This window comes from Gammaproteobacteria bacterium (assembly GCA_016765075.1).
Lineage (GTDB): Bacteria > Pseudomonadota > Gammaproteobacteria.
This window is the reverse complement of the sequence record JAESQP010000086.1, coordinates 1-21,228: the sequence shown is the minus strand read 5'-3', so window position 1 is coordinate 21,228 and position 21,228 is coordinate 1. Positions and strand designations below refer to the sequence as shown.

The following is a 21,228-nucleotide window of genomic DNA, read 5'->3' as shown; positions in this document are numbered from 1 at the left end:
GCCGCTACCTGGCACCCTTAGAGCCTGCCCCCCGTGCCAAGCACGGGGCAGGCTCCGCGAAAGCGTGGGGGCACGTAGTGATTAATTTTATGGCATCTCTGTCAAAAAGCGACTTGTTAACGCTTCAACCGAACTGAGTGCAAACAGCGCGTCAGCTACTATGGATTAACTGCCTCCGCTGCATTCTCTGATTAATGGCCAAAATTTGTATTACTATTATAAATTAGACGCACGAAGCATTACTGGGAAATCCCATTTCACACCGTGATGTGGGTCTAGTTTTCCTGGAGCGAGGTAATACCATGTGTTTTGCTCCATAGTACCGAGTTGTCCTGGGAAGGCGGGCAAGCTTGCAACATCCATCCCGCTATCAACTAATTGTTTGGCATTAACAAAATCTATAACATCTTCTTCAGTTGATTCCGGATCGACGGCATAGTGAGTCATATGCCCACCATTTTTCATGTCGACATCAAAACAAAACTCGCCGCTTACGTCACGAAAATCAATGGCAGCATGGGGGCGATGGGCTAAATGATTGGCTATTGTTGATAATTCAGCTGTCGCAATAGAGGCTTGTTTGTCTGCATAGAGTGGGGTTGCAATAAGTAATATCGTGAGTATAAAAACTGTATTTGACAGTGTTTTCATCAGGCTTCTCCATTATTTGGCTGAATATAGAGGCCATATTTAACCGCATTATGCCCAGAATTTCAGTAACCTAAGTCACCCCATCATAGCTTCAAGCGCCGTGTTGTTAACCACGGCAATACCTGTTCGACTCGTTTTAATATATCCATTGTTAACAAGACGACGTAGATAACGTGAAACCACTTCTCGAGCTGTGCCTAGTTGTGCAGCAATTTGTTTATGTGTTGCATTGATAGTGGGCCCATTATTGATGAGATACCTGACGAGACGCTCTTCAAGCGTTAAAAAGGTCACTTCATCAACCAATGAAATAAGCTCAAGCGAGCGACGAGCGATTTGTGAGAATATATATTCCCTAAACTCACTATCTTCAAGCGCTTGGAGAAAATCTTGTTTATTCACCACAGCGAGCCTGACTTCAGATTCGGTATAGCCTGCAGCGGGGTAATTGTTGTCAGCAAGCAGGCAGAGGGTAGTCGTATTACATACTTCTGCAGGGCAGAGCCGATAAAGAACAATCTCATTACCATGGCTATCTTGGTACTGAACTCTGACATTGCCTGAAACAATGATGACGAAATTTTGGCAATCAGAACCTTGCGTAAATAAAATGGAATTTTTTGGTATCGTCTTTATTTTGGCTTTTTTATGAATTAACGACCAACCTGGCGAATTGGGTGGGCCAGATAAAAAACATTCTTCAAACCAAGAGTTGGACATTGATATATTACTCAGTATTTGTCTACGCTGTATTGTATAGATTTTCGGTCTTCAATGAGCCGTCCCCAATAGTAGTTATAGGGGTGAATTTGACGGGTAGATTCACTGTCTCTGACTAAATCATTGTTCTCGTTATGTCGTCTAAATAGCCCACCTTCCAAATTATAAGCATTAATGACACCAGAGTCAGGTAGCAAGTGATTGATTTTTGATAATAAGGCCGATGATCTTCTGCCAACTGAGCAGTAAAAGATAGCCGTTTTGCCCTCGAGTTTTTCGCCAAATTGAGCCATAAATTCTGCTGGTTTTATCGTTGGATCAACTCGAATAGCATTTGTAATATGGCTTACGTGGAATTCACTTGGCTTGCGTACATCAAAGACAACGATGTCTTGCGATGGCAGCTGGTTAAGTTGATTATTGTTAATGTGCTCAATATTATAACGCTCTGTAATATTTGTATGAATATCAGCAAGACTATCGCCAAATGCAAGTACGTTATTAGTCAGCGCAACCAACGCTAATGTAAATAACCATGCTACGGTATTTTTTGTATGCATACTTAAAATTACGCCTTCTTATTGAATACGTTTACTCATTTTTCTTGGATAGAAAATATCCAGCTAACCAACACTTTAAGCTATAGAAGTCGTTTAGCTTTAGTCACTTTAGCACCAGATACTGCCCGAGTACAAATAGGGTATTTAGTCTGCTTAATCGTGCTGCCATTCGTTAACATAGCTTTGGCTAGGGCTCCTTGGCATAAACCACATTTGATATATTGAGGTCACCCACATAAAGGCAGAAGCCAGTGTGTAACCTGCGCCGCCAATAATGGTTAACCAGGCAAAGCCTGGATGCCATTTAGTTAGCCACCAAGACAAGACATCGATAACTAAAAAGGCGAAGGGAAGGGCGATCACCAATGCTTTTAGCCAGCGTGGAATGCCGACCGACATACTGAATATTAAGCCGACGAAGAAGAAAATAAAAGCAATGCCAAATAAATGTATATGCGATACCCGCGTTAAACTGTCTACTGAGCTACCCTCATCAATTTGAGCGACCTGTTTTACTTCTTCATAGTGATTGAAATTAGGGATCCCTGGAACGGTGCCATGACAGGCAATGCAATTATTCGCAAAAACCTGCTTAAATTTTTTATCCCAAAGTGTTTGCGGTGCTCCATCCCGTGCCCAGCTTATAATGTCAGCGCGTACTGCATCAGTCGCTTTATCTTTCATCGCACCATTTAAAGCGGTTTCTAAGCGACTATTATTACGATTACCGTAGTAGCTGTAGACAACATCATCAACAGATAAGCCGAGTTTGCCATCTGCCATACCATGAGTGAGTAAAATTTGTCCACCTGCCATGAGTAGTCCAAGCCCAATTGCGACAAGGTAACCCGTAAATAAAACACGAATGGGTAAGCCAATACTCGGTAGGTTAAGCCAATTATTGTTAGAGGTGTTCATTATTAATATCCTTATGAATTAAAGAATTGGCGGTATTGGCAATTCAATATTTCTGCCAGCATTATGGTTTGAGCGCACTATAGGCCTCATATTGTGTAAGATAAACATTGCCTGAAAGCTCCTCTATCAAACCCGTACGCATCAAAGTGTCCATTACAGAGCCTTTTACTTCTGACAGATGAAGCCTGATTCCTTGATCGGACAGCCGATGGTTTAATGTTTCAAGCATTTCTAAAGCGCTGAAGTCAATTTCATTGACCGCAGTACAGAGTAATATGACGTGGGCGATTTTGTCATTTTTGCGAATCGCCTCTAAAATCAAGTCTTCGAGATAGTTTGTGTTGGCAAAAAACAGGCTCTCATCGGGTCTCAATGTAATAATCTGCGGAACGGTGAGTGTTTCATATCGATGAATATTTCGAAAATGTTGAGTTCCTTCAATCAAGCCTACTTCTGCGATATGTGGTGTGGATGTGCGGTATAAATGCAGCAGTATTGATATGATGATACCGCTGGCCACGCCAATTTCAACGCCAAAGAATAAGGTCAAAAAAATTGTAGTGAGCACGGCAATGAAATCACTCTTGGCGAAGACCCATGTTTTTCGTAAAATTGAAAAATCGATTAACGATAAAACCGCGATAATAATGGTGGCAGCTAAAGCTGCTTTGGGTAAGTAATACAAAACCGGGGTTAAGAATAATGATGCGAGCGCAATACCCATTGCCGCATAAATACTCGCTGCCTGGGTGGCGGCACCGGCGTCAAAGTTAACTACCGAGCGGGAAAAACCTCCCGTTACAGGAAATGCACCCGATAGGGATGAAGCGATATTGGCTGCCCCTAACCCTATGAGTTCTTGATTAGGATTGATTTTTTCGCGTCGTTTTCCGGCCAATGTTTTGCCAACAGAAATAGACTCGACATAGCCTATTAAGGAAATAAGTAAAGCGGGTATCGCAAGGGCCTGAATTAACGCTATAGAGGGAATCGAAAACGTTAAAGACGGTAGACCCGGTGGTACATGGCCCGTTAGCGCAACACTCTGGCTTTCAAGATTAAATGCGTATACAGCCGTTATACTGGCAATAACGCCGAGTATGGGAGCAGTTTTTGCCAAGGTTGCCGAGCGTTGTTGGTTTATGCCCAGAAAGCAGAAAAACTTGGCAGAGTAGTGTTTTGATAAAAATAAAAATATCAGGACAGCAACACCTAATGCCAGGGTAATAAAATGTGTTTGGCTAATTCCTTCAATGAGTGGAGGTATGAGTTCGCGTAGCGTATCACCCTGTATATCAATAGCTAACAAATGCTTTAATTGGCTTAACGCTATGATGATTGCTGAGGCAGATATAAATCCTGATATGACGGAATGGGATAAAAAATTGGTGACAAAACCCAGTTTCAGTATACCCATGGCGATCAAAAATACGCCTGATAATAGTGCCAGAGTAATCGCCGCAGTGAGGTAGTCAGTAATACCTAAGGCAACGACATTGCCCAGGCTGGTTGCTGTCATTAAAGAGATGACCGCTACTGGCCCTACTGAAAGGGTTCGGCTACTACCAAATACTGCGTACGCAACTAATGGAAAAATGCTCGCGTATAAACCGACTTCTGGTGGTACACCTGCAAGTAGGGCATAGGCTAATGATTGTGGGATTAGTAAGACAGTTACTATGATGGCTGCTGTTAAATCTTGCCCAAACAACTTGCCATTGTATTGGCTTAACCAGCCAACAGCAGGAATCACACGCGCTAATGTGTTTATTCGCATGACTACTGCGTTAAGTTGTGATTTTTTGCGGTGATGCCATCCATTCATGACCTTTGAGCATGCCATGCCAATAAATCATGGGGAGGACGTCTGCTTTTAACCTCCAGGCAAGTCTGGTTGGTTGCGTTCCATCATTCATCCATTTGGGAAAGCTTGGTGCCAGCTTGCCGCCGTATGCAAACTCGGCCAAAACGATTTTCCCTCGTTCTACGGTTAATGGACAAGAGCCGTAGCCGTCATACGCGACGCTGGGTGATTTATGATTCAATACATCAGTGATATTTTGAGCAACCACAGGGGCTTGTTTGCGTACCGCTGCCATTGTTTTCGCATTGGGTGTATTCGTCACATCACCCAAGCCCCAAACATTTTGAAACGTCTTGTGCCGCAAGGTGTATTGATCTACATCCACCCATCCATTGGCATCAGCAAAGACACTATTTCGAATAAAATCAGGCGCGCACTGTGGTGGACACACATGAATCATATCAAAGTTGCTACTAACCGTAATATTACTTCCATCTTCAGACTTTGTGTTAAACCAGACTGTTTTTGATTCGCCATCTATCTTTGTTAAGGTATGAGAAAAATGTAATTTAGCTTGATATTTTTCCATATAAGAAGACAAGGCAGGAACGTATTCTTTAACACCAAATAAAACACCGCCAGCATTGTAGAAATTTAGATCAATGTTTTTCTGAGCACCATTTTTATACCAATAGTCAGCAGACAAATAGAGTGCTTTTTGCGGTGCGCCAGCACATTTTATGGGCATGGGTGGCTGGGTGAAGATTACCTTACCTTGTTTTAGTTCTTGCACCAATTCCCATGTGTAGGGTGCTAGGTCGTAACGGTAGTTTGAAGTGACTCCATTTTTACCTAAGGTTTCAGTTAAACCTTCAATGCCTTGCCAATCTAGTTTTAATCCAGCAGCAATGACTAAATGTTCGTAATGTATGGCACTATCATTATCCAAGCGGACTCTATCAGCTTTTTCATCAAAGCCTATAACGGCTTGTTTGATCCATGACACACCGTTAGGTATCAGATTCTTCATTGCGCGCCGGGTCGAAGTTTGGTCAAATACGCCGCCACCCACCATGGTCCACCCTGGTTGATAGTAATGATCACTTGCCGGATCAATTAATGCTATGCGTGTTTTGGGAAGGCGTTTTAGCAGGCTGGCAGCAACTGAAATTCCGCCTGATCCTGCACCAATAATTACGACATCAAAGTGAGGAATTCCAGTTGATTGAGAAGACGATATAGTATTTTCCTTCCCTTGCTGTTGTGTGGCAGTGGTTTGACTGGCTTGCCACAGCATTTTTACTCGGTTACCTGTGCGGCAATAGCCGTGAATTCTTTTTCCTGTCGAAATATGGCGAGCAAACTCATTAATAAGTTGTTGGCTCATTTCACTGCCAACAAAGGGCAGATGTTCGGCTTGAATACCCACTTTATGAGCTGCTTGTAGAATCTCTGAAAAGGGTGCTTGGTTATCAGCTTCGCCATCAGGTCGGCTACATATTAGAATTTCTACCCCTTGACTAGAGAGCTGCGCCAAGTCTTCTGTGTTCAATTGAGCGGATACGGACAGTTGATGATTTATCATTTCCAGTTTCATTTTATTCTCTCCATAAAAATAGAGTAGTGCTGAGTAACATCGTTATTTTTGGCCACAGGCCAAATTCATTGGCACAGCAATATCCATCATTTTTGGGTCAGGTAGATTCAGCGAATTCATGATTTTCACATACTCTTCAGCATTAGCCACTTGTAGTCGCGGATTGTTAAGGCGCTCTTCTCTAATCGTGCTTACTTTTTTACCGTTGTAATCATGTCCTGGGTAAACCAGCATCTCATCAGGGAGTTTAAGTAGTTTGTTGAAGAGACTGTCGTATTGCGCATAAGCGTTACCGTTTTGAAAGTCTGTACGACCTGAACCGTTGATCAGTAAGGTATCTCCAGTGAATACACGGTCATCCATTACATAACTTAGCGATTCATTCGTGTGGCCCGGGGTATAGAGCGCGGTAATGATCAGGCCATCGAGATCAATCGTCTCATCGTCTGTAACGCGACGCGACACACAATCGGCATCACTGTGCTCGCTCATAATCGTTACACAGCCCGTTAGATCGCGAAGGTCACCAAGGGCAGTAATATGATCAGCATGTGTGTGGGTATCAAGTGCATAGCCTAATTTCAAATTATACTTTGTAAGCCAGGCCATATACTGTTGCTCATGACCTTTAACAGGATCAATAATTGCAGCAAGTTTTCCATTCTTAGGTGCGATCAAGTACGTATAAGTGCTCGATTTATCATCAAATAATTGTTCAAAATACATGGTGATATCGTACCTCCTCATTTATAGCTATTGCTGATAATTCAGCTGTCGTAATAGAGACTATATTTAACCATAATTATGCATGGAATTTCAGTAACCTAAGTTACTTCATCATGGCTTCAAGTACAGTGTTGTTAACCATGACAAATACTTGGCGACTCATTTTAATATGCGATATGCATCGCTGCACCTTGCAACGCGTTTTTGCAAAAATGCCCGGTCAAACACTTACAATACCCGAGCGATAACCGGTAAAGCGCTGGCGGTAGACTAATATCCGCGTTAAAATTACAGTTTTATAGCGAGTATTAAAGGGTTTTTAATGGACAGCCAAACATCAGAGCAAGCACAAGAGCTTGGGCAAGAATATTGTTTTAATATTCTAGGTTACCTCTTTGGTCAACGTCAGAAAGACCACTCTGCTCAATGCAGTATCGCTAGTATCGCAGAAGCCTTAAACTATGATGAGCCATCTACAGGAGTGATTGTTGAAGATTTGATGGACAGCAATCTGATCGAAGCTGATGAGAGCAATGCAGCAGTCTCATTGACTTCCTTAGGTTTGGATGTTATTACCCGTTACCGGAAAAACTTTAATCGTCCTCCAGCACCAGCTACGACTCATGATGTGCGTGAACAGTCCATGGTGGTATCGTCGTCGCTTGATGCTGTCGATATATTGCTACCCGAAACACATAGTGTTGTTAGCGTTACGTTTCCAGCCGTTGCCGATGCACTGCGTAATGCCGCGCCCAATCTAGGTTTAAGTGCTGAACAGCTTGCCGAGCTAGAAGCTGATATTCACACCATCGAAACACAACTGGCCTCACCGCGACCTAAAACACAAATATTAGTCCAATGTTATCGCGCTATTGAACTGATTCTCAATGAAGTCGAGGATAAAGACAGTGTTAACGAGCTGATACGTTCCGTCACAAGCCTTATGGCATGACCGACAGTGCCGCACGTAAGAAGGCAACGATAATACGCTATAGTTTAAAGCGTCGTGGTTACCACTTAGGTGATGTGGATTACAGCAGTTCGAGTTTAGTCAGCGATGAGCTCAGTAATTGGCGGCAGGGTAAACCTGTTCTGCTGCAAAAAATTTGTTTGTCTCAGCTTGCTGAACACAGCGAAAATATCAAACAATCCCATTTACTCTATCTGGCAATTCTGAATGACGAAGAATGCGATCCGATATTAGCGCAACTGCCGTATAGCAATCGCCTTAATCACCACTTTGAATTACTCGGCAGCAGCGTTAACGAAGGTGATGAGCAGGAAATTGAAACCGTCTTGTTTGATGCGATAGAAAAAGATGAAATTCTCGCAGAAGATCTGTGGATGAAAATTTCATGGTTGTCATTTCATGAAGAAGATACCTCACTGCGTTTTCGTTTTTCTTTCGGTATTGATAATATTGAAGACGTTGCCGCTGACACACAACGCCAACACTACGCCGCCTTACTCACCGAGGCTGTTTTTCCTGAGTCACGTCTCATTACACAACACAAGGAGTTAATAAAACAACTGCAAGAAACCTTGGCCTGCGATCCGCTCAATTTTGTCGAGCGTATTGTTTATTTTAACTCGCCTGATGGCGGCGCTTATTTGCATCATGACCGTGAACGAGGTCATGCAGGGGTTGTTTACGCACAACTTAGTGGTTCGACCTTTTGGTTGGCGCTACCAAAGCATGAGCTTATGCAAGAAATCACGTTTTTTGTTAAGCAATCACACGCCAATGCAATTTGGCCAAAGACGATCGATAACACCATGCAAAATGAGTTAAATAAACTTGTATTAAACAGCGAGAAACTTTCTTCAGAGCTGGAAAGCTTTGCGAATAGCACGCTCATCCATCTTATTAATGAAACAGAATCGTTTGTACAACAATTAATAAAAAATGGATATGGCAGGGCAGTGCAATCGGGTGACGTATTACTCTTGCCACAAGAGACAGATTTAAACTGCTGTTGGCATTCAGTGTTTTGTCTTGGAGAAGATTCAGGTGAAGCCTTGTCGTTTGCTATTCGTGGTGCATGAAACAGCGCCAGGTATATAAACAGAATGACAATTAAGGGACGTTATACGGAACTGATTTAACATTATCGGATCATTTCATTGCTCTCCCGTTAACTTTTTTCCGTCATTCCGGCGCAGGCCGGAATCCAGAATATCGTTGAAACCACTGGGTTTCTATCTTCGTTGGAATGGCGGAAGGAGATCATTGGTTTTCATGTCTCTAATATCACAAAGTAATCTAATAGCTAAGTGTTATGCCAGTTAAACAATGATGCATATTAAGTTAACGGGACAGCACTGGGGTTACTTATTAAATAAATATCTTATCGTGACACTATGGATACTAAACTTTCTTAATCTGGTAAAGTCAAAAGACAACTCCCATACGAAGGGCATACCATGTCAATTTTCTTTTATCTATCAAAAATAGCTTTGGCTGCAAGTTTAGGGCTTGTCTTAGTTGGCTGTGCCTCGCCAAACCCAAACCTTAATGCCAGTGATCCGGACGTTAACACCTATTTAGGGGCTAACTACAAAACGACGATTCCTCAGGAGTTTAAGTATATTCTCTATACTCGACATGGCACGTTTGATTCATCGATACGTTTCACTAATACGGGCACCTTGGTGTTTGGTGAAGAGGGTTTGCACTATGCTAATAATAGTGATGAAATATCAATCGATTACGATGATATTATTAGCGTTAAACGTTTGACGGTGCCCGTTAGTCGCCAATTATCGGGATATCGCCGCAACACCTGGTTGGCGATTCGTTTTCAGGATGGTAATAGCATCAGACGCATCGGCTTTCGTGGTGACTTAGCGCGCTCCCATCGCTTGACGGGGGATCGTTTGGTGGGATTGCTACGCAACACCCTCGCTACGCGTAATGGCGCAAGCTCGAGTTAAAAATTTTGACATTCGATATAGCCATTCTCTTTATTATTGGTGTTGGGTTAAACTAACACACACTCAATAGAATGAAAGGGGAAGACTATGTCTGTTGCACGCGTTACTGAGATTATTTCGGGTTCGGAAAAAAGTTTTGAACATGCCTGCCAGGTTGGAATTAAACGCGCAAGCCAAACATTGGATAATGTCAAAGGTGCCTGGGTACAAGATCAACAAGTGGTAGTGGATGACGGTAAAATCATCGAATACCGCGTGACACTGAAGGTGACGTTTATTCTTAACGACTAAGTGCTTGCGCACTGCACCTTGTCGGTGCATATCTGCGGTGCCCGTAGGATACCTCTATGTGCAATAGCATACCTTAAATAGTAAAGTAAATTATTGATATGACTGGTAACTTACTGTTTTCACAAGCCTGTGAGAATAATAAACAAGCAATTTTAGAGGTCTTGCAAACGCTATTTACCGAGCCAGGGCTGATTTTTGAAATTGGCAGTGGTAGTGGTCAACATGCTGTTCATATGGCCTCGGCGCTGCCTCATCTGACATGGCAACCCACCGACAGGGGTGAGACACTGCCTAGCATTGAGGCCTATCGACAGCAATCTAGCTTGAATAATATTAACCCGGCTTTGACGCTAGATGTATTCGATACCCCTTGGTCGGTAGCTAAGGCGGAGGGTGTATTTTCAGCCAATACTGCGCATATTATGTCTTGGCTGGCAGTGACCGCGATGTTTAGTGGTGTGGCAGGTGTGTTACAGCCAGGGTGCTATTTTTGTCTTTATGGCCCGTTTAATTACCAGGGTGAGTTTACCTCAGAGGGTAATATTCGGCTTGATGCCTGGGCGCGCTCAATTGACCCAGAAAGCGGGATTAGAGACATTGAAAAAATCGTTGCTCTTGCCGAGAAAAATAATTTAGTCTTGCTCAAAGACTGCACTATGCCAGCGAATAATCGTTTACTACAGTTTGTTAAACACTAACTTAAACAAGGTTTTGTTGACGTTGCCTGATTTTTATTCAGTGTCTTTATTCGGTTCAAACCAGTTGTCTTTGAAGTAAATCATTACGATTAAAATGCACAGCAATATGCTGACGCCGATACTGATCCAAAGTACCATATCAGTAATAAGCTCTACGGTTATAAACCCCGTTGCTTCAACCATAGAATCTGTTATTTTAATTAAAAAATCCATTGCTTCGCCCCTGTGTGGCCAGCAACTCTTATAGTTGCCACAAAATTTAACAAGCGCTTAGTCTACCATTTTGACCTGAAAGCACAAAGCCCCACATTTGGCTTGCTCAGCTAGGTAGCAAGCCAATCCAGCCTGGCCGTTTTCATTACCTAAGGGCTTGCTTCAGCGGGCGTATAGGCTTTGATACTTAAGGCGTGAATATCGTTTTCCATGGCATCACCCAGCGCGTTGTAAATAGTACGATGGCGTTGAATAAGCGACTTGCCGACAAATGCTTCGGCAATGATATGCACGGTGAAATGGCCACCACCACTTGCAGCACCGGCATGGCCAACGTGTTTATGGCTATCGTCAACAATCTCAAGTGAGCTGGGTGATAAAGCGTCAGTTAATCGTTGGCGAATCATGGCTATGCGCCCCTGGGGTATGCTGTGATCACTCATGGCAGCACATATTTAAATGGTTTAACGTTGACGCTGGCATAAACACCTGCACCAACATAGGGGTCGGCATCGGCCCATGCTTTGGCAGCATCGAGCGAAGCAAACTCGGCAATAATGACGCTGCCAGTGAACCCGGCGGGGCCTGGGTCTACGCTATCAATACCGGGGCAGGGGCCGGCAACCACCAAGCGCCCGGCGTCTTTTAAGGTTTGCAAACGTTCAAGATGAGCAGAGCGGGCAGCCAGACGTTTGTCGAGACTGTTATCGGCGTCTTCGGCTATGATCACGTAATGCATTATTGATTCTCATCTTTGTTTTTATCATCATCTTTACCACTATCTGAGCTAGTGTCTTCAACTGGCACCGCATGGCGTGAGATATAGACGGTTTGTACAATAATAAACAACAGGGTTAATCCAAGCATGCCAAACAGCTTGAAGTTAACCCAGGTGTCTGTGTCAAAATTATAGGCAACATAAATATTAGCCAGGCCTAAAAAGATGAAAAAGCCTGCCCACATGAGGTTCAATTTGGTCCACATGATTGTTGGCAAGGTGAAATTGTTGCCCATCATGCGTTGAATAATGGGTTTTTTGCCAATGAACTGGCTGCCAACAAAGACCAGGGCAAAAAGCCAGTTAACCACTGATGGTTTCCATTTAATGAACATATCATCTTGCAACAGCAGCGTCGTGCCACCAAGCAGAACGATGGCGGCCAGGGTAATAAGGTGCATTTTTTCGACGCGGCCATGACGGAACCAAAGGTAGGCGACTTGCAATACCGAGGCGACAATGGCCACGGCAGTGGCAACATAAATGTCGTATACCTTGGCAGCAATAAAAAATAGTATAATGGGAAAAAAATCTAACAGCAGTTTCATGGTGATACAGCTCGCATACGCGGAAAAGCCCTCCATTATATAGACAATCCATCCCCATGATTGTCGGCTGCGCAAACAGGAAGCCATGAAATACGATTTTCACTCTCACTCAACCTTCTCTGACGGCACGTTGACGCCAACGCAGCTATTGCAGCGCGCGGCAGATCAGCGCGTTGATGTGTTGGCGTTGACTGACCATGACAATACTGATGGCCTGGCCGAAGCACGGCTAGTGGCTGACGAAAACGGTGTACACTTGGTTAATGGTGTAGAGATTTCAGTCAGTTGGCGCAAGTGCTTGCTGCATATTGCGGGTCTGGGTATTGACCCGCATAACGCTGATTTGGCCGCCGGCCTGGCGCAGGCACAAAGCGTGCGGTCAGAACGTGCGCAGCGTATGGCGAAAGATTTGCAGCGCCACGGTATCGAAGGTGCCTTTGAGGGCGCGCAAAAATATTGTCAGCAAGACAGCATGAGCCGCGCCCATTTTGCCCGTTGGCTTATCGATAAAGGTTACGCTAAAGATATGAAACAGGCATTCAAGCGTTATTTGGTTAATGGCAAGCCGGGCTATGTTAGCTGTCAATGGGCTACACTGGAAGAGGCTGTGTCGTGGATTAAAGGCGCTGGTGGCGTTGCTGTGGTGGCACACCCGGCGCGCTATAAACTCACCATGACCAAAATGAAAACAATGCTAGCTGATTTTGTTGATGTGGGTGGCGAAGCTATTGAGGTGATCGGTAGCGGCCATAATGATGATGACATTCGAATTACTGCTGCATTAGCGACTGATTATGGATTGTATTCATCGGTGGGCTCTGATTTTCATGATCCCGAAAAAGGTCGTCGTGAGCTAGGCCATGTAGCGCCATTGCCTGAGCAGTGTAAACCAATCTGGCAGCACAAAGCATTAGCGTTAAGCAGCGCATATTAATACACCTAATTACCGTTATGCCTGCTCAATTTATCCCTATTCATCCTGATAACCCGCAGCCGAGATTAGTCGCGCAAGTGGTAACCGTGTTACGTAAAGGTGGTGTTGTGGCCTACCCGACAGATTCGAGTTATGCCCTGGGTTGCCATATTGGTGATAAGACAGCAATGGATGCTATTCGCCGATTGCGTGGCTTGGAAGATAAACATAACTTCACCTTGGTTTGTCGTGATTTATCAGAGATTGCTACCTATGCGCGAATCAGTAATACCGCGTATCGTATGATTAAGTCGGTGACACCGGGCGCTTACACCTTTATTTTGCGCGCCACGCGCGAAGTGCCGCGTCGCTTGCAACACCCACGGCGGCGCACCATTGGTATTCGTGTACCTGATAACGCCATATGCAAGGCCTTACTCGATGCAATGGGTGAGCCCTTAATGAGTGTCAGCCTTATGTTGCCAGGCGAAGAACTACCATTGTCCGATGCTGAAGAGATTCGCGAGAAAATGGCTAATGGCATCGACGTTATTGTTGATGGTGGTGCCTGCGGTTATGAACCTACCACCGTGGTTGAATGGCTCGATGATGAGCCTGTGCTAGTGCGTGAAGGCAGGGGGAACATTGCTGCTCTCAACCTTGATTAGCCTTTAGATTCATTGATACCCCCATGCCGTGCCGTAAATATTGTAGATTACAATCGACAGTATATTCTTGGGGTACTTACTTAAATATAAGCACTATTGGCACACCTCACACCGATTGATATCATCAACAAACTGTTACCCAGGAGAAACGAAGTTTGAATTCGATTACGCAGCAAAACTCTAGAGTCGTATCCGGTATGCGGCCTACTGGACGCTTACATCTTGGTCATTATCATGGTGTATTAAAAAATTGGCTTGAGCTGCAAAATGATTACGAATGTTTCTTTTTTGTCGCCGACTGGCATGCGCTAACGACTGACTACGATGACCCTGCAAGCGTCGATGCGGCTGTGTGGGATATGGTAGTTGACTGGTTGGCTGTTGGTATTAACCCCAGCTCCGCTGTGTTGTTTATTCAGTCGCAGGTACCAGAACATGCCGAACTACACCTGTTGTTGTCGATGATGACACCCTTAGGCTGGCTGGAACGTGTACCCAGCTATAAAGATCAGCAGCTTAAATTGCGCGAGAAAGATTTGGATACCTATGGCTTTCTGGGTTACCCCTTATTGCAAAGTGCCGACATTCTGGCTTATAAAGCTGGCCAAGTACCCGTGGGTGAAGACCAGGTTGCGCATATCGAGTTGACGCGTGAGGTCGCGCGTCGTTTTAACTTCCTTTATGGTCGTGATACCGACTTCAATAAAAAAGCCGAAGCCGCCGCAGCGAAAATGGGAAAGAAAAATAATAAATTTTACAAAGAGTTAAAGCGTAAATATCAAGAAGAAGGTAATGATGAAGCCTTGGCGAAAGGCCAAGCACTGATAGAAGAACAACAGAATATCACCCTTAGTGATCGCGAGCGCTTACTCGGTTTTCTCGAAGGTGGCAGTAAAATTATCTTGCCTGAACCACAGGCTTTGTTGAGCGCAACGGCTAAGATGCCAGGGCTGGATGGTCAAAAAATGTCCAAGTCCTATGGCAACACTATCGGCCTACGTGAAGCACCTGATGCCGTTGCCAAGAAACTCAGGACGATGCCGACCGACCCAGCACGTGTGCGGCTGACTGACCCAGGTGACCCTGAGAAGTGCCCCGTGTGGGACCTACATCAAGTGTATTCTGATGAAAAGACCAAGTCCTGGGTGATGCAAGGCTGTCGTAGTGCTGCTTTTGGCTGCCTCGATTGTAAAAAACCGCTAATCGACGCTATTATCGCTGAGCAAGAAGTGATCATCACACGTGCTAAAGAGTTTGAAGATGATCCGCGCTTGGTGCGTAATATTATTAATGAAGGCTGTGATCAGGCGCGTGATGTTGCTCGTGAGACGCTGGAAGATGTGCGTCAAGCTATGGGCTTGTCCTACCGTTAACAGACTGCTGAAAAACTCTTATGCGACCAATCTATACCCCCGAGAGTACGTAGTGCTAAACGGCGTGTACACTGCGTTTTCTTACCATTTTTTGCCCTTATAGCCCTACGAGCTTATTAAGGATTAATTCTCTGCGGTCGTGTCACTTTGGTCTTACCTTCGCCTGAGGATTTTTTAGCAGCTTGTCAAGACTGGGCGATTTAGAGTGATAGGGGCTATAATGGCTTATGTCAGAAACTGAAGTTAGCCCAACTCCCAGGCAGGAGTCTTTACCACTCGCCATGGTGGCCGGTGAGCCGGTGATGCAGATACCGCAAGATCTGTACATTCCACCCGATGCCTTAGAGGTTTTCCTGGATGCCTTTGAAGGCCCGCTCGACCTATTGCTCTATCTGATTAAACGCCAAAACCTCGATATTCTCAATATCCCCCTGGCCGAAATTACCCGCCAATACATGGAATATATTGGCGTAATGAAAGAAATGAAACTCGAGCTGGCTGCCGAGTATTTAGTGATGGCAGCGATGCTGGCCGAGATTAAATCGCGCTTACTTTTGCCACGCCCGATCGAAATCGACGATGAAGATGATCCGCGCGCTGAGCTTGTTAGGCGTTTGCAAGAATACGAGCGCTTCAAAGAAGCGGCGCAAAGCATTGATGACATACCGCGCATGGGTCGTGACGTTTATGATGCTGCTGCACGGCCACCACCCACTGCCGAAAAACTCTTACCGAAGATCACCTTACAAGATCTGGTTCATGCGGCCAACGATGTGATGAAGCGTGCCGAGCAATATGCGCATCACCATATTACAGCGGAGCCCTTATCTGTGCGTGAACGTATGACCTCGATATTGAGCGCAGTCAAAGTACAATCATTTATCGATTTTATTGATTAATTTAGCGTGGCAGAGGGTAGGCAAGGCGTGATTGTCAGTTTCCTTGCTATATTGGAATTACTTAAAGGTGGTTTGATCGACATCGTACAAACCGAGCCCTACGCCCCTATTCATATCAAAATAAAAGAGATAAAGGAATCAACCCTTGACACCTGAAAAACTAAAATCAATTATCGAAGCAGCACTATTCGCTTCTGAACGACCCTTATCAGTAGACCGTATATTAGGTTTATTTCAAATGGATGAAATGTTGACCAAGCAAAAGGTCAAAGAAGCCTTGCACACCTTGCAAGCAGAATGCGCAGAGCGCGGCCTTGAATTGATAGAAGTCAGCACAGGTTATCGCTATCAAGTACGGCAAACTTATGGTGAATGGATCAATCGTATGTTTGAAGAGCGCGCGCCGCGTTATTCACGTGCTTTGCTCGAAACACTGGCCTTAATTTGCTACAAGCAACCCATTACACGTGCCGAAGTTGAAGATGTGCGCGGTGTTGCAGTCAGCACCAACATCATTCGCACCTTGTTAGATCGTGAATGGGTTAAGCTTATCGGGCATCGTGATGTACCGGGCAAGCCAGCATTATATGGCACGACACGTAAATTGCTGGATGATTTGAATCTTAAAAAGCTCGACGAATTACCACCGTTGGCAGAGATTCGCGATATTGGTCAAGTCCCGGGCGAACTTAATCTCATTCACACAGAGGACAATGTTGGCAGACCGGATAATGAGTCAAACAGCAATACCGACCCAGAGCTTGATGGATCAATGGCTGTTGCGCCCATCACTATGGTTGAAGGCGATGAAGTTGATGTTAGTGATGATGTAGAACATGTCGCCGAGGAAATCGAAGATAGCGCAAATGATGAAGATGTTACTGATGACATCGAAGACAGTGATAGCGTCGATGCCGCGGCAAAAAATAATCATGACGCAGTCGTAGTAGAGAAAGACAGTGAAGCCTCGTTAGCACAGGCTGTCAGTTCTTAACACCATGGCTGATCGCATACAAAAAGTACTGGCGCAAACTGGCCTGGGTTCTCGCCGTGAAATCGAAGGGTGGATAAAAGAGGGTAGAATACGCGTTAATAATCGTACTGCTCAACTAGGTGACACCATCACCAGCGATGATAAAGTCACCGTTGATTCACGGCTCATCCGTTTTAAACGTAACGGCCCGGATGCACCACGCGTGCTAATTTATAATAAACCAGAAGGCCGTATTTGTAGCCGTAAAGACCCCGAAGATCGCCCCAATGTTTATCAGGCAATGCCCAAGGTAGCAGGCTCACGTTGGGTAGCGGTTGGCAGGCTCGACTTAAACAGCTCTGGTCTGATGTTATTTACCACCGATGGTGAATTGGCCAACCGTTTAATGCACCCTTCAACAGAAGTGCACCGCGTTTATTCTGTGCGCGTATTAGGCAATGTTAGCGATGACGATATTGCTCAGCTTAAACAAGGCGTTGAACTTGATGATGGCATGGCTAATTTTGATAAAATTACTGATGGTGGTGGTGAAGGCGCCAACCATTGGTACAACGTCACCCTAAGAGAAGGTCGCCAACGTGAAGTACGTCGTCTGTGGGAACATTTAGGATTTAAAGTCAGCCGACTCATTCGTATTCAGTACGGCATGATCACACTACCACGCCCATTGCGCGCTAATAAAACCCAGGAGCTGACCTCACAGGAAGTTAAAAAATTGTATGCATCAATCAAACTTGAGATGCCTGAGCGTGTGGCGGGTGAACAAAAGCGAGGTCGACGCGCGCCAACCAAAAGAGGCCGTGCACGAACAGATACTAGCAAACAAATTGATACCGTTGACCTAAGCCCCCGATCGAATCTCGGGGAAAGTAAACACGCAATTTACAAAGGAAAGTCACGTTCTAATACCAATTTCTCTAACCGGGGACGTAGTAAACGTTGATTAGAAAGCCCCTGATTGACTCTGGGCGAAGCACCCCAAGAGCCACCCCCCCTGTGCCAAGCACGGGACAGGCTCTGCGAAGGTGTGAAGGCACGTAGCTGGATATTTCAGGTGCAAGAGCCGAGCTCATGAATAGATCGGCGCCTCCTTAGACTTACCGACAAATGAAACGCGCCTTAGCCATTCTAAAATCCACATTCGGATACGAACAATTTCGTCATTCCCAGCAAGCAATCATCCAGCAATTACTCGATGGTAATGACGCGCTGGTATTAATGCCAACGGGTGGCGGTAAATCTTTGTGTTATCAAATCCCAGCGTTAGTACGTGCTGGTACCGCTGTAATTATTTCACCCTTGATCGCATTGATGCAAGACCAAGTTGATGCCCTACAACAATTGGGAATCAAGGCGGCATTTCTAAATTCCAGTTTAGATTTCAATACAGCAAAGGCGATAGAACAACAGCTTGTTAACAATGAGTTAGATCTTATTTATGTAGCACCAGAAAGGCTGCTTAGTGACTATATGTTACGTATGCTTGATCGTTGCCAAATAGCGTTGTTTGCCATTGATGAAGCACACTGCGTGTCGCAATGGGGGCATGATTTCCGCCCTGAATACCAGCGTTTAAACATATTGCACCAGCGCTATCCTGACATCCCCCGTATTGCATTAACGGCGACGGCAGACCAGCGTACACGTGAAGAGATTATCATCCAACTCAAGCTCGATAATGCCCAGGTATTTATCAATAGCTTTGATCGGCCCAATATTACTTACTCGATATCTGATGGCAGTAATCCAAAACAACGGTTATGGAAATTCCTGCAAGAAAAACATCCGCACGATGCTGGTATTGTTTATTGCTTGTCGCGTAAAAAAGTAGAGGCGATTGCACAGTGGTTATCAGACCAGGGCAGGGTAGCCTTGCCCTATCATGCGGGTTTGCCTAATGACGTTAAGCAAAAAAACCAACAACGTTTTTTACGTGAAGACGGCGTAATTATCGTTGCTACCATTGCCTTTGGTATGGGTATTGATAAACCCGATGTGCGTTTTGTCGCGCATTTGACTTTACCTAAAAGTATAGAAGCCTATTATCAAGAAACTGGCCGTGCCGGCCGTGATGGTACGCCTGCCAATGCCTGGATGGCTTATGGCCTGCAAGATGTCATTACGCTAAGGCAATTTACCCAGGATTCAAATGCTAACGAAGCACAAAAACGTGTCGAACACCACAAACTTGAAGCCATGCTGGGGCTGTGTGAGCTAACAAGTTGTCGTCGCCATACTTTACTGGCCTATTTCGGTGAGCAATCATCCCCACATTGTGGTGCCTGTGATAACTGTCAAAATCCACCTGAAAAATGGGACGGTACGCAAGCAGCGAAAAAGGCACTGTCCTCTATTTATCGAACAGATCAACGTTTTGGTGTCAATTACATTATTGATATTTTACTGGCAAAGAGTGATAAAAGAATTCAACGCAATGGCCATGATCAGGTTAGTACCTTTGGTATCGGCAAAGAGTTTTCAGCCGTAGAGTGGCGTAGTATTTTCAGGCAACTAATCGCCCTGGGACATATTAGTATCGATATGGAACGTCATGGCGCTTTACGGCTGACAGAAAAATGCCGACCCGTATTACGTGGTGAGCAACAACTGAGTTTAAGAAAACAAACGATCGAGACCAAAACCAGTAAGGCAACAAAACAAAAGGGCGCTATTCGACCTCAAGACGAGGCCTTGTGGCAAGCCTTGCGTGCATTACGCACCTTATTGGCAAAAGAATTTAGTGTGCCACCCTATGTCATATTTCATGACACTACCTTGCAGGACATGTTAACGCAACGGCCGGAAAACGTAAGTGAAATGCTGGAAATTTCAGGTGTCGGTGAGCAGAAATGCCAACGTTATGGACAACATTTTTTAAGTGAAATAGCCAAATATCCCTTATCCGATTTACTTGATAATAACCTTAGTGAAACTATCAATGAAACCTTGTTGCTCTATCAACAAGGCCACACCATTGAGCAAATTTCTCAGCAACGAGATCTAAAAACAAGCACTATTTATACACACTTTGCCGATGCCATTGAGTTTGGTTTACTCAATGTGCGCGATGTGATTGATATTACAAATGACGAATACAATAAAATTGTTTATGCCATAGAGTCACTAGCAGAAGAGGATAAAGGCCAACTCAAACCCGTTTACGAATTATTAGATCAAGAATATGACTACGGTATGCTTAGGTGTGTGCAAGCAGCTATCTGAATCTGTGGCAGAATCGTGCTTCGAGGTAGATTTTGTATTGTTCCAATTTACTAAGCACCACTTAAATATTATGCTCAATAGTGTTAAAAAGACGATAACTTCACCTAAACAACAGATTTTATTGAGTGCTCTTTAGTCAGATATGGTTTAATTGTCGCCCATGGCATTACCATTAGCACTCTACGTCGGGCTGCGCTATATACGCGCCAAGCGCCGCAACCATTTTATTTCGTTTATTTCTTTGATTTCGGTCTTGGGTATTGCCTTAGGTGTTACCGTTTTGATTACCGTTTTATCAGTAATGAACGGTTTTCAAAAAGAAATACGTGACCGCATTCTTGGCGCCACAGCCCATGCCACCATCAGTGGTATTAATGGCCGTTTGACGGATTGGCAAGCCTTGATAGATCAATCGTTAGCATTTGACCGCGTCGAAGGAGCAGCACCGTATGTCCGCGGTGAAGGCATGATCAGCTCGGGGGGCAAGGTCAATGGCACGCTGGTACGTGGTATCTCTCCCAGCCGCGAGACTGCCGTGTCTGATATTGGCGATCACATGCTGGAAGGGCATTTTGATGACCTGGTTGCAGGTGAATTTAATATTATTCTCGGGTTTGATTTGGCACGCGCGGTCAATGCACGCGTGGGTGACAAGATCACCTTGATTACGCCACAGGCAACCGTCAGCCCGGTCGGCGTGCTGCCACGTTTAAAGCGTTTT

General features: G+C 44.7%; 23 protein-coding genes and 1 pseudogene. 13 read left to right on the top strand and 11 right to left on the bottom strand.

What is annotated here, in order from left to right:
• Window positions 1–216: 216 nt before the first annotated feature.
• The 7 genes from JKY90_05080 to JKY90_05050 all read right to left on the bottom strand — a co-directional run bounded on the left by JKY90_05080 (window position 217) and on the right by JKY90_05050 (window position 6,976).
• A complete protein-coding gene (locus JKY90_05080; GenBank protein ID MBL4851638.1) occupies window positions 217–651 on the bottom strand; it encodes a hypothetical protein in 435 nt (144 codons plus the stop codon).
• A 75-nt stretch (window positions 652–726) separates the two neighbouring features.
• Complete coding sequence (locus JKY90_05075; GenBank protein ID MBL4851637.1) at window positions 727–1,371, bottom strand: Crp/Fnr family transcriptional regulator; 645 nt, start codon at window positions 1,369–1,371, stop codon at window positions 727–729.
• 11 nt (window positions 1,372–1,382) lie between these two features.
• The gene (locus tag JKY90_05070) at window positions 1,383–1,931 is read right to left on the bottom strand and encodes a rhodanese-like domain-containing protein (GenBank protein MBL4851636.1); all 549 of its coding nucleotides are present in this window, start codon (window positions 1,929–1,931) and stop codon (window positions 1,383–1,385) included.
• A 153-nt stretch (window positions 1,932–2,084) separates the two neighbouring features.
• Entirely contained in the window at window positions 2,085–2,849 is a 765-nt protein-coding gene (locus JKY90_05065) for an elongation factor-1 alpha (protein ID MBL4851635.1), read from the bottom strand.
• A gap of 61 nt (window positions 2,850–2,910) precedes the next feature.
• Window positions 2,911–4,626, bottom strand: coding sequence for a sulfate permease (gene sulP / locus JKY90_05060; protein MBL4851634.1), 1,716 nt, complete (start codon window positions 4,624–4,626; stop codon window positions 2,911–2,913).
• Window positions 4,627–4,636: 10 nt separating this feature from the next.
• Window positions 4,637–6,250 (bottom strand): bifunctional protein tyrosine phosphatase family protein/NAD(P)/FAD-dependent oxidoreductase, encoded by a 1,614-nt coding sequence (locus tag JKY90_05055; GenBank protein MBL4851633.1) that lies wholly within the window; start codon window positions 6,248–6,250, stop codon window positions 4,637–4,639.
• Between the two features lie 42 nt (window positions 6,251–6,292).
• Window positions 6,293–6,976 carry an MBL fold metallo-hydrolase gene (locus JKY90_05050; protein MBL4851632.1) on the bottom strand — a complete coding sequence of 228 codons (684 nt, stop codon included), beginning with the start codon at window positions 6,974–6,976 and terminating at the stop codon, window positions 6,293–6,295.
• A gap of 322 nt (window positions 6,977–7,298) precedes the next feature.
• On the opposite strand from JKY90_05050, the gene JKY90_05045 reads away from it, so the two are divergent.
• The 5 genes from JKY90_05045 to JKY90_05025 all read left to right on the top strand — a co-directional run bounded on the left by JKY90_05045 (window position 7,299) and on the right by JKY90_05025 (window position 10,899).
• Window positions 7,299–7,928, top strand: a complete 630-nt coding sequence (locus JKY90_05045) for a hypothetical protein (protein MBL4851631.1) — start codon at window positions 7,299–7,301, stop codon at window positions 7,926–7,928.
• The gene (locus tag JKY90_05040) at window positions 7,925–9,022 is read left to right on the top strand and encodes a hypothetical protein (GenBank protein ID MBL4851630.1); all 1,098 of its coding nucleotides are present in this window, start codon (window positions 7,925–7,927) and stop codon (window positions 9,020–9,022) included. Before JKY90_05045 ends, JKY90_05040 begins: the two co-directional genes overlap by 4 nt.
• A gap of 411 nt (window positions 9,023–9,433) precedes the next feature.
• Window positions 9,434–9,910 (top strand): hypothetical protein, encoded by a 477-nt coding sequence (locus JKY90_05035; protein MBL4851629.1) that lies wholly within the window; start codon window positions 9,434–9,436, stop codon window positions 9,908–9,910.
• Between the two features lie 87 nt (window positions 9,911–9,997).
• Window positions 9,998–10,201, top strand: coding sequence for a dodecin domain-containing protein (locus tag JKY90_05030; GenBank protein ID MBL4851628.1), 204 nt, complete (start codon window positions 9,998–10,000; stop codon window positions 10,199–10,201).
• 98 nt (window positions 10,202–10,299) lie between these two features.
• Window positions 10,300–10,899 (top strand): DUF938 domain-containing protein, encoded by a 600-nt coding sequence (locus JKY90_05025; GenBank protein MBL4851627.1) that lies wholly within the window; start codon window positions 10,300–10,302, stop codon window positions 10,897–10,899.
• A 33-nt stretch (window positions 10,900–10,932) separates the two neighbouring features.
• Here JKY90_05025 and JKY90_05020 read toward each other — a convergent pair whose 3' ends face one another.
• The 4 genes from JKY90_05020 to JKY90_05005 form a co-directional block, all read right to left on the bottom strand.
• Window positions 10,933–11,112 carry a hypothetical protein gene (locus tag JKY90_05020; protein MBL4851626.1) on the bottom strand — a complete coding sequence of 60 codons (180 nt, stop codon included), beginning with the start codon at window positions 11,110–11,112 and terminating at the stop codon, window positions 10,933–10,935.
• A 149-nt stretch (window positions 11,113–11,261) separates the two neighbouring features.
• Complete coding sequence (locus tag JKY90_05015) at window positions 11,262–11,555, bottom strand: BolA family transcriptional regulator (protein ID MBL4851625.1); 294 nt, start codon at window positions 11,553–11,555, stop codon at window positions 11,262–11,264.
• Complete coding sequence (locus tag JKY90_05010) at window positions 11,552–11,851, bottom strand: YciI family protein (protein MBL4851624.1); 300 nt, start codon at window positions 11,849–11,851, stop codon at window positions 11,552–11,554. Before JKY90_05010 ends, JKY90_05015 begins: the two co-directional genes overlap by 4 nt.
• Window positions 11,851–12,438: a septation protein A gene (locus JKY90_05005; protein ID MBL4851623.1), complete on the bottom strand. Its 588-nt coding sequence runs from the start codon at window positions 12,436–12,438 to the stop codon at window positions 11,851–11,853. The genes JKY90_05010 and JKY90_05005 overlap by 1 nt, the downstream gene beginning before the upstream one ends.
• Before the next feature lie 85 nt (window positions 12,439–12,523).
• On the opposite strand from JKY90_05005, the gene JKY90_05000 reads away from it, so the two are divergent.
• The 8 genes and pseudogenes from JKY90_05000 to JKY90_04965 all read left to right on the top strand — a co-directional run.
• Complete coding sequence (locus JKY90_05000; GenBank protein ID MBL4851622.1) at window positions 12,524–13,372, top strand: PHP domain-containing protein; 849 nt, start codon at window positions 12,524–12,526, stop codon at window positions 13,370–13,372.
• A 17-nt stretch (window positions 13,373–13,389) separates the two neighbouring features.
• Window positions 13,390–14,019, top strand: a complete 630-nt coding sequence (locus tag JKY90_04995; GenBank protein MBL4851621.1) for a threonylcarbamoyl-AMP synthase — start codon at window positions 13,390–13,392, stop codon at window positions 14,017–14,019.
• A 155-nt stretch (window positions 14,020–14,174) separates the two neighbouring features.
• Window positions 14,175–15,392, top strand: coding sequence for a tryptophan--tRNA ligase (locus JKY90_04990; protein MBL4851620.1), 1,218 nt, complete (start codon window positions 14,175–14,177; stop codon window positions 15,390–15,392).
• A gap of 227 nt (window positions 15,393–15,619) precedes the next feature.
• Window positions 15,620–16,447, top strand: a pseudogene (locus JKY90_04985) (segregation/condensation protein A).
• Complete coding sequence (gene scpB, locus JKY90_04980; GenBank protein MBL4851619.1) at window positions 16,437–17,285, top strand: SMC-Scp complex subunit ScpB; 849 nt, start codon at window positions 16,437–16,439, stop codon at window positions 17,283–17,285. Before JKY90_04985 ends, scpB begins: the two are co-directional and overlap by 11 nt.
• Before the next feature lie 4 nt (window positions 17,286–17,289).
• The gene (locus tag JKY90_04975) at window positions 17,290–18,228 is read left to right on the top strand and encodes a pseudouridine synthase (GenBank protein MBL4851618.1); all 939 of its coding nucleotides are present in this window, start codon (window positions 17,290–17,292) and stop codon (window positions 18,226–18,228) included.
• 164 nt (window positions 18,229–18,392) lie between these two features.
• The gene (gene recQ / locus JKY90_04970) at window positions 18,393–20,507 is read left to right on the top strand and encodes a DNA helicase RecQ (GenBank protein ID MBL4851617.1); all 2,115 of its coding nucleotides are present in this window, start codon (window positions 18,393–18,395) and stop codon (window positions 20,505–20,507) included.
• Window positions 20,508–20,667: 160 nt separating this feature from the next.
• Window positions 20,668–21,228 (top strand): ABC transporter permease (locus JKY90_04965; GenBank protein ID MBL4851616.1); only part of this gene is annotated, 561 nt, incomplete at its 3' end.

Excerpts from the sequence above, each read along its gene's own strand:
- JKY90_05075 (MBL4851637.1), bottom strand. The coding sequence starts at position 1,371 with ATGTCCAACTCTTGGTTTGAAGAATGTTTTTTATCTGGCCCACCCAAT.
- JKY90_05065 (MBL4851635.1), bottom strand. The coding sequence starts at position 2,849 with ATGAACACCTCTAACAATAATTGGCTTAACCTACCGAGTATTGGCTTA.
- JKY90_05000 (MBL4851622.1), top strand. The coding sequence starts at position 12,524 with ATGAAATACGATTTTCACTCTCACTCAACCTTCTCTGACGGCACGTTG.
- JKY90_05045 (MBL4851631.1), top strand. The coding sequence starts at position 7,299 with ATGGACAGCCAAACATCAGAGCAAGCACAAGAGCTTGGGCAAGAATAT.
- JKY90_05005 (MBL4851623.1), bottom strand. The coding sequence starts at position 12,438 with ATGAAACTGCTGTTAGATTTTTTTCCCATTATACTATTTTTTATTGCT.
- recQ (MBL4851617.1), top strand. The coding sequence starts at position 18,393 with ATGAAACGCGCCTTAGCCATTCTAAAATCCACATTCGGATACGAACAA.
- JKY90_05025 (MBL4851627.1), top strand. The coding sequence starts at position 10,300 with ATGACTGGTAACTTACTGTTTTCACAAGCCTGTGAGAATAATAAACAA.
- JKY90_05040 (MBL4851630.1), top strand. The coding sequence starts at position 7,925 with ATGACCGACAGTGCCGCACGTAAGAAGGCAACGATAATACGCTATAGT.
- JKY90_05030 (MBL4851628.1), top strand. The coding sequence starts at position 9,998 with ATGTCTGTTGCACGCGTTACTGAGATTATTTCGGGTTCGGAAAAAAGT.
- JKY90_05055 (MBL4851633.1), bottom strand. The coding sequence starts at position 6,250 with ATGAAACTGGAAATGATAAATCATCAACTGTCCGTATCCGCTCAATTG.
- JKY90_04995 (MBL4851621.1), top strand. The coding sequence starts at position 13,390 with ATGCCTGCTCAATTTATCCCTATTCATCCTGATAACCCGCAGCCGAGA.
- JKY90_05070 (MBL4851636.1), bottom strand. The coding sequence starts at position 1,931 with ATGCATACAAAAAATACCGTAGCATGGTTATTTACATTAGCGTTGGTT.
- JKY90_05015 (MBL4851625.1), bottom strand. The coding sequence starts at position 11,555 with ATGAGTGATCACAGCATACCCCAGGGGCGCATAGCCATGATTCGCCAA.
- JKY90_05010 (MBL4851624.1), bottom strand. The coding sequence starts at position 11,851 with ATGCATTACGTGATCATAGCCGAAGACGCCGATAACAGTCTCGACAAA.
- JKY90_04975 (MBL4851618.1), top strand. The coding sequence starts at position 17,290 with ATGGCTGATCGCATACAAAAAGTACTGGCGCAAACTGGCCTGGGTTCT.
- sulP (MBL4851634.1), bottom strand. The coding sequence starts at position 4,626 with ATGCGAATAAACACATTAGCGCGTGTGATTCCTGCTGTTGGCTGGTTA.
- JKY90_05050 (MBL4851632.1), bottom strand. The coding sequence starts at position 6,976 with ATGTATTTTGAACAATTATTTGATGATAAATCGAGCACTTATACGTAC.
- JKY90_05020 (MBL4851626.1), bottom strand. The coding sequence starts at position 11,112 with ATGGATTTTTTAATTAAAATAACAGATTCTATGGTTGAAGCAACGGGG.
- JKY90_05080 (MBL4851638.1), bottom strand. The coding sequence starts at position 651 with ATGAAAACACTGTCAAATACAGTTTTTATACTCACGATATTACTTATT.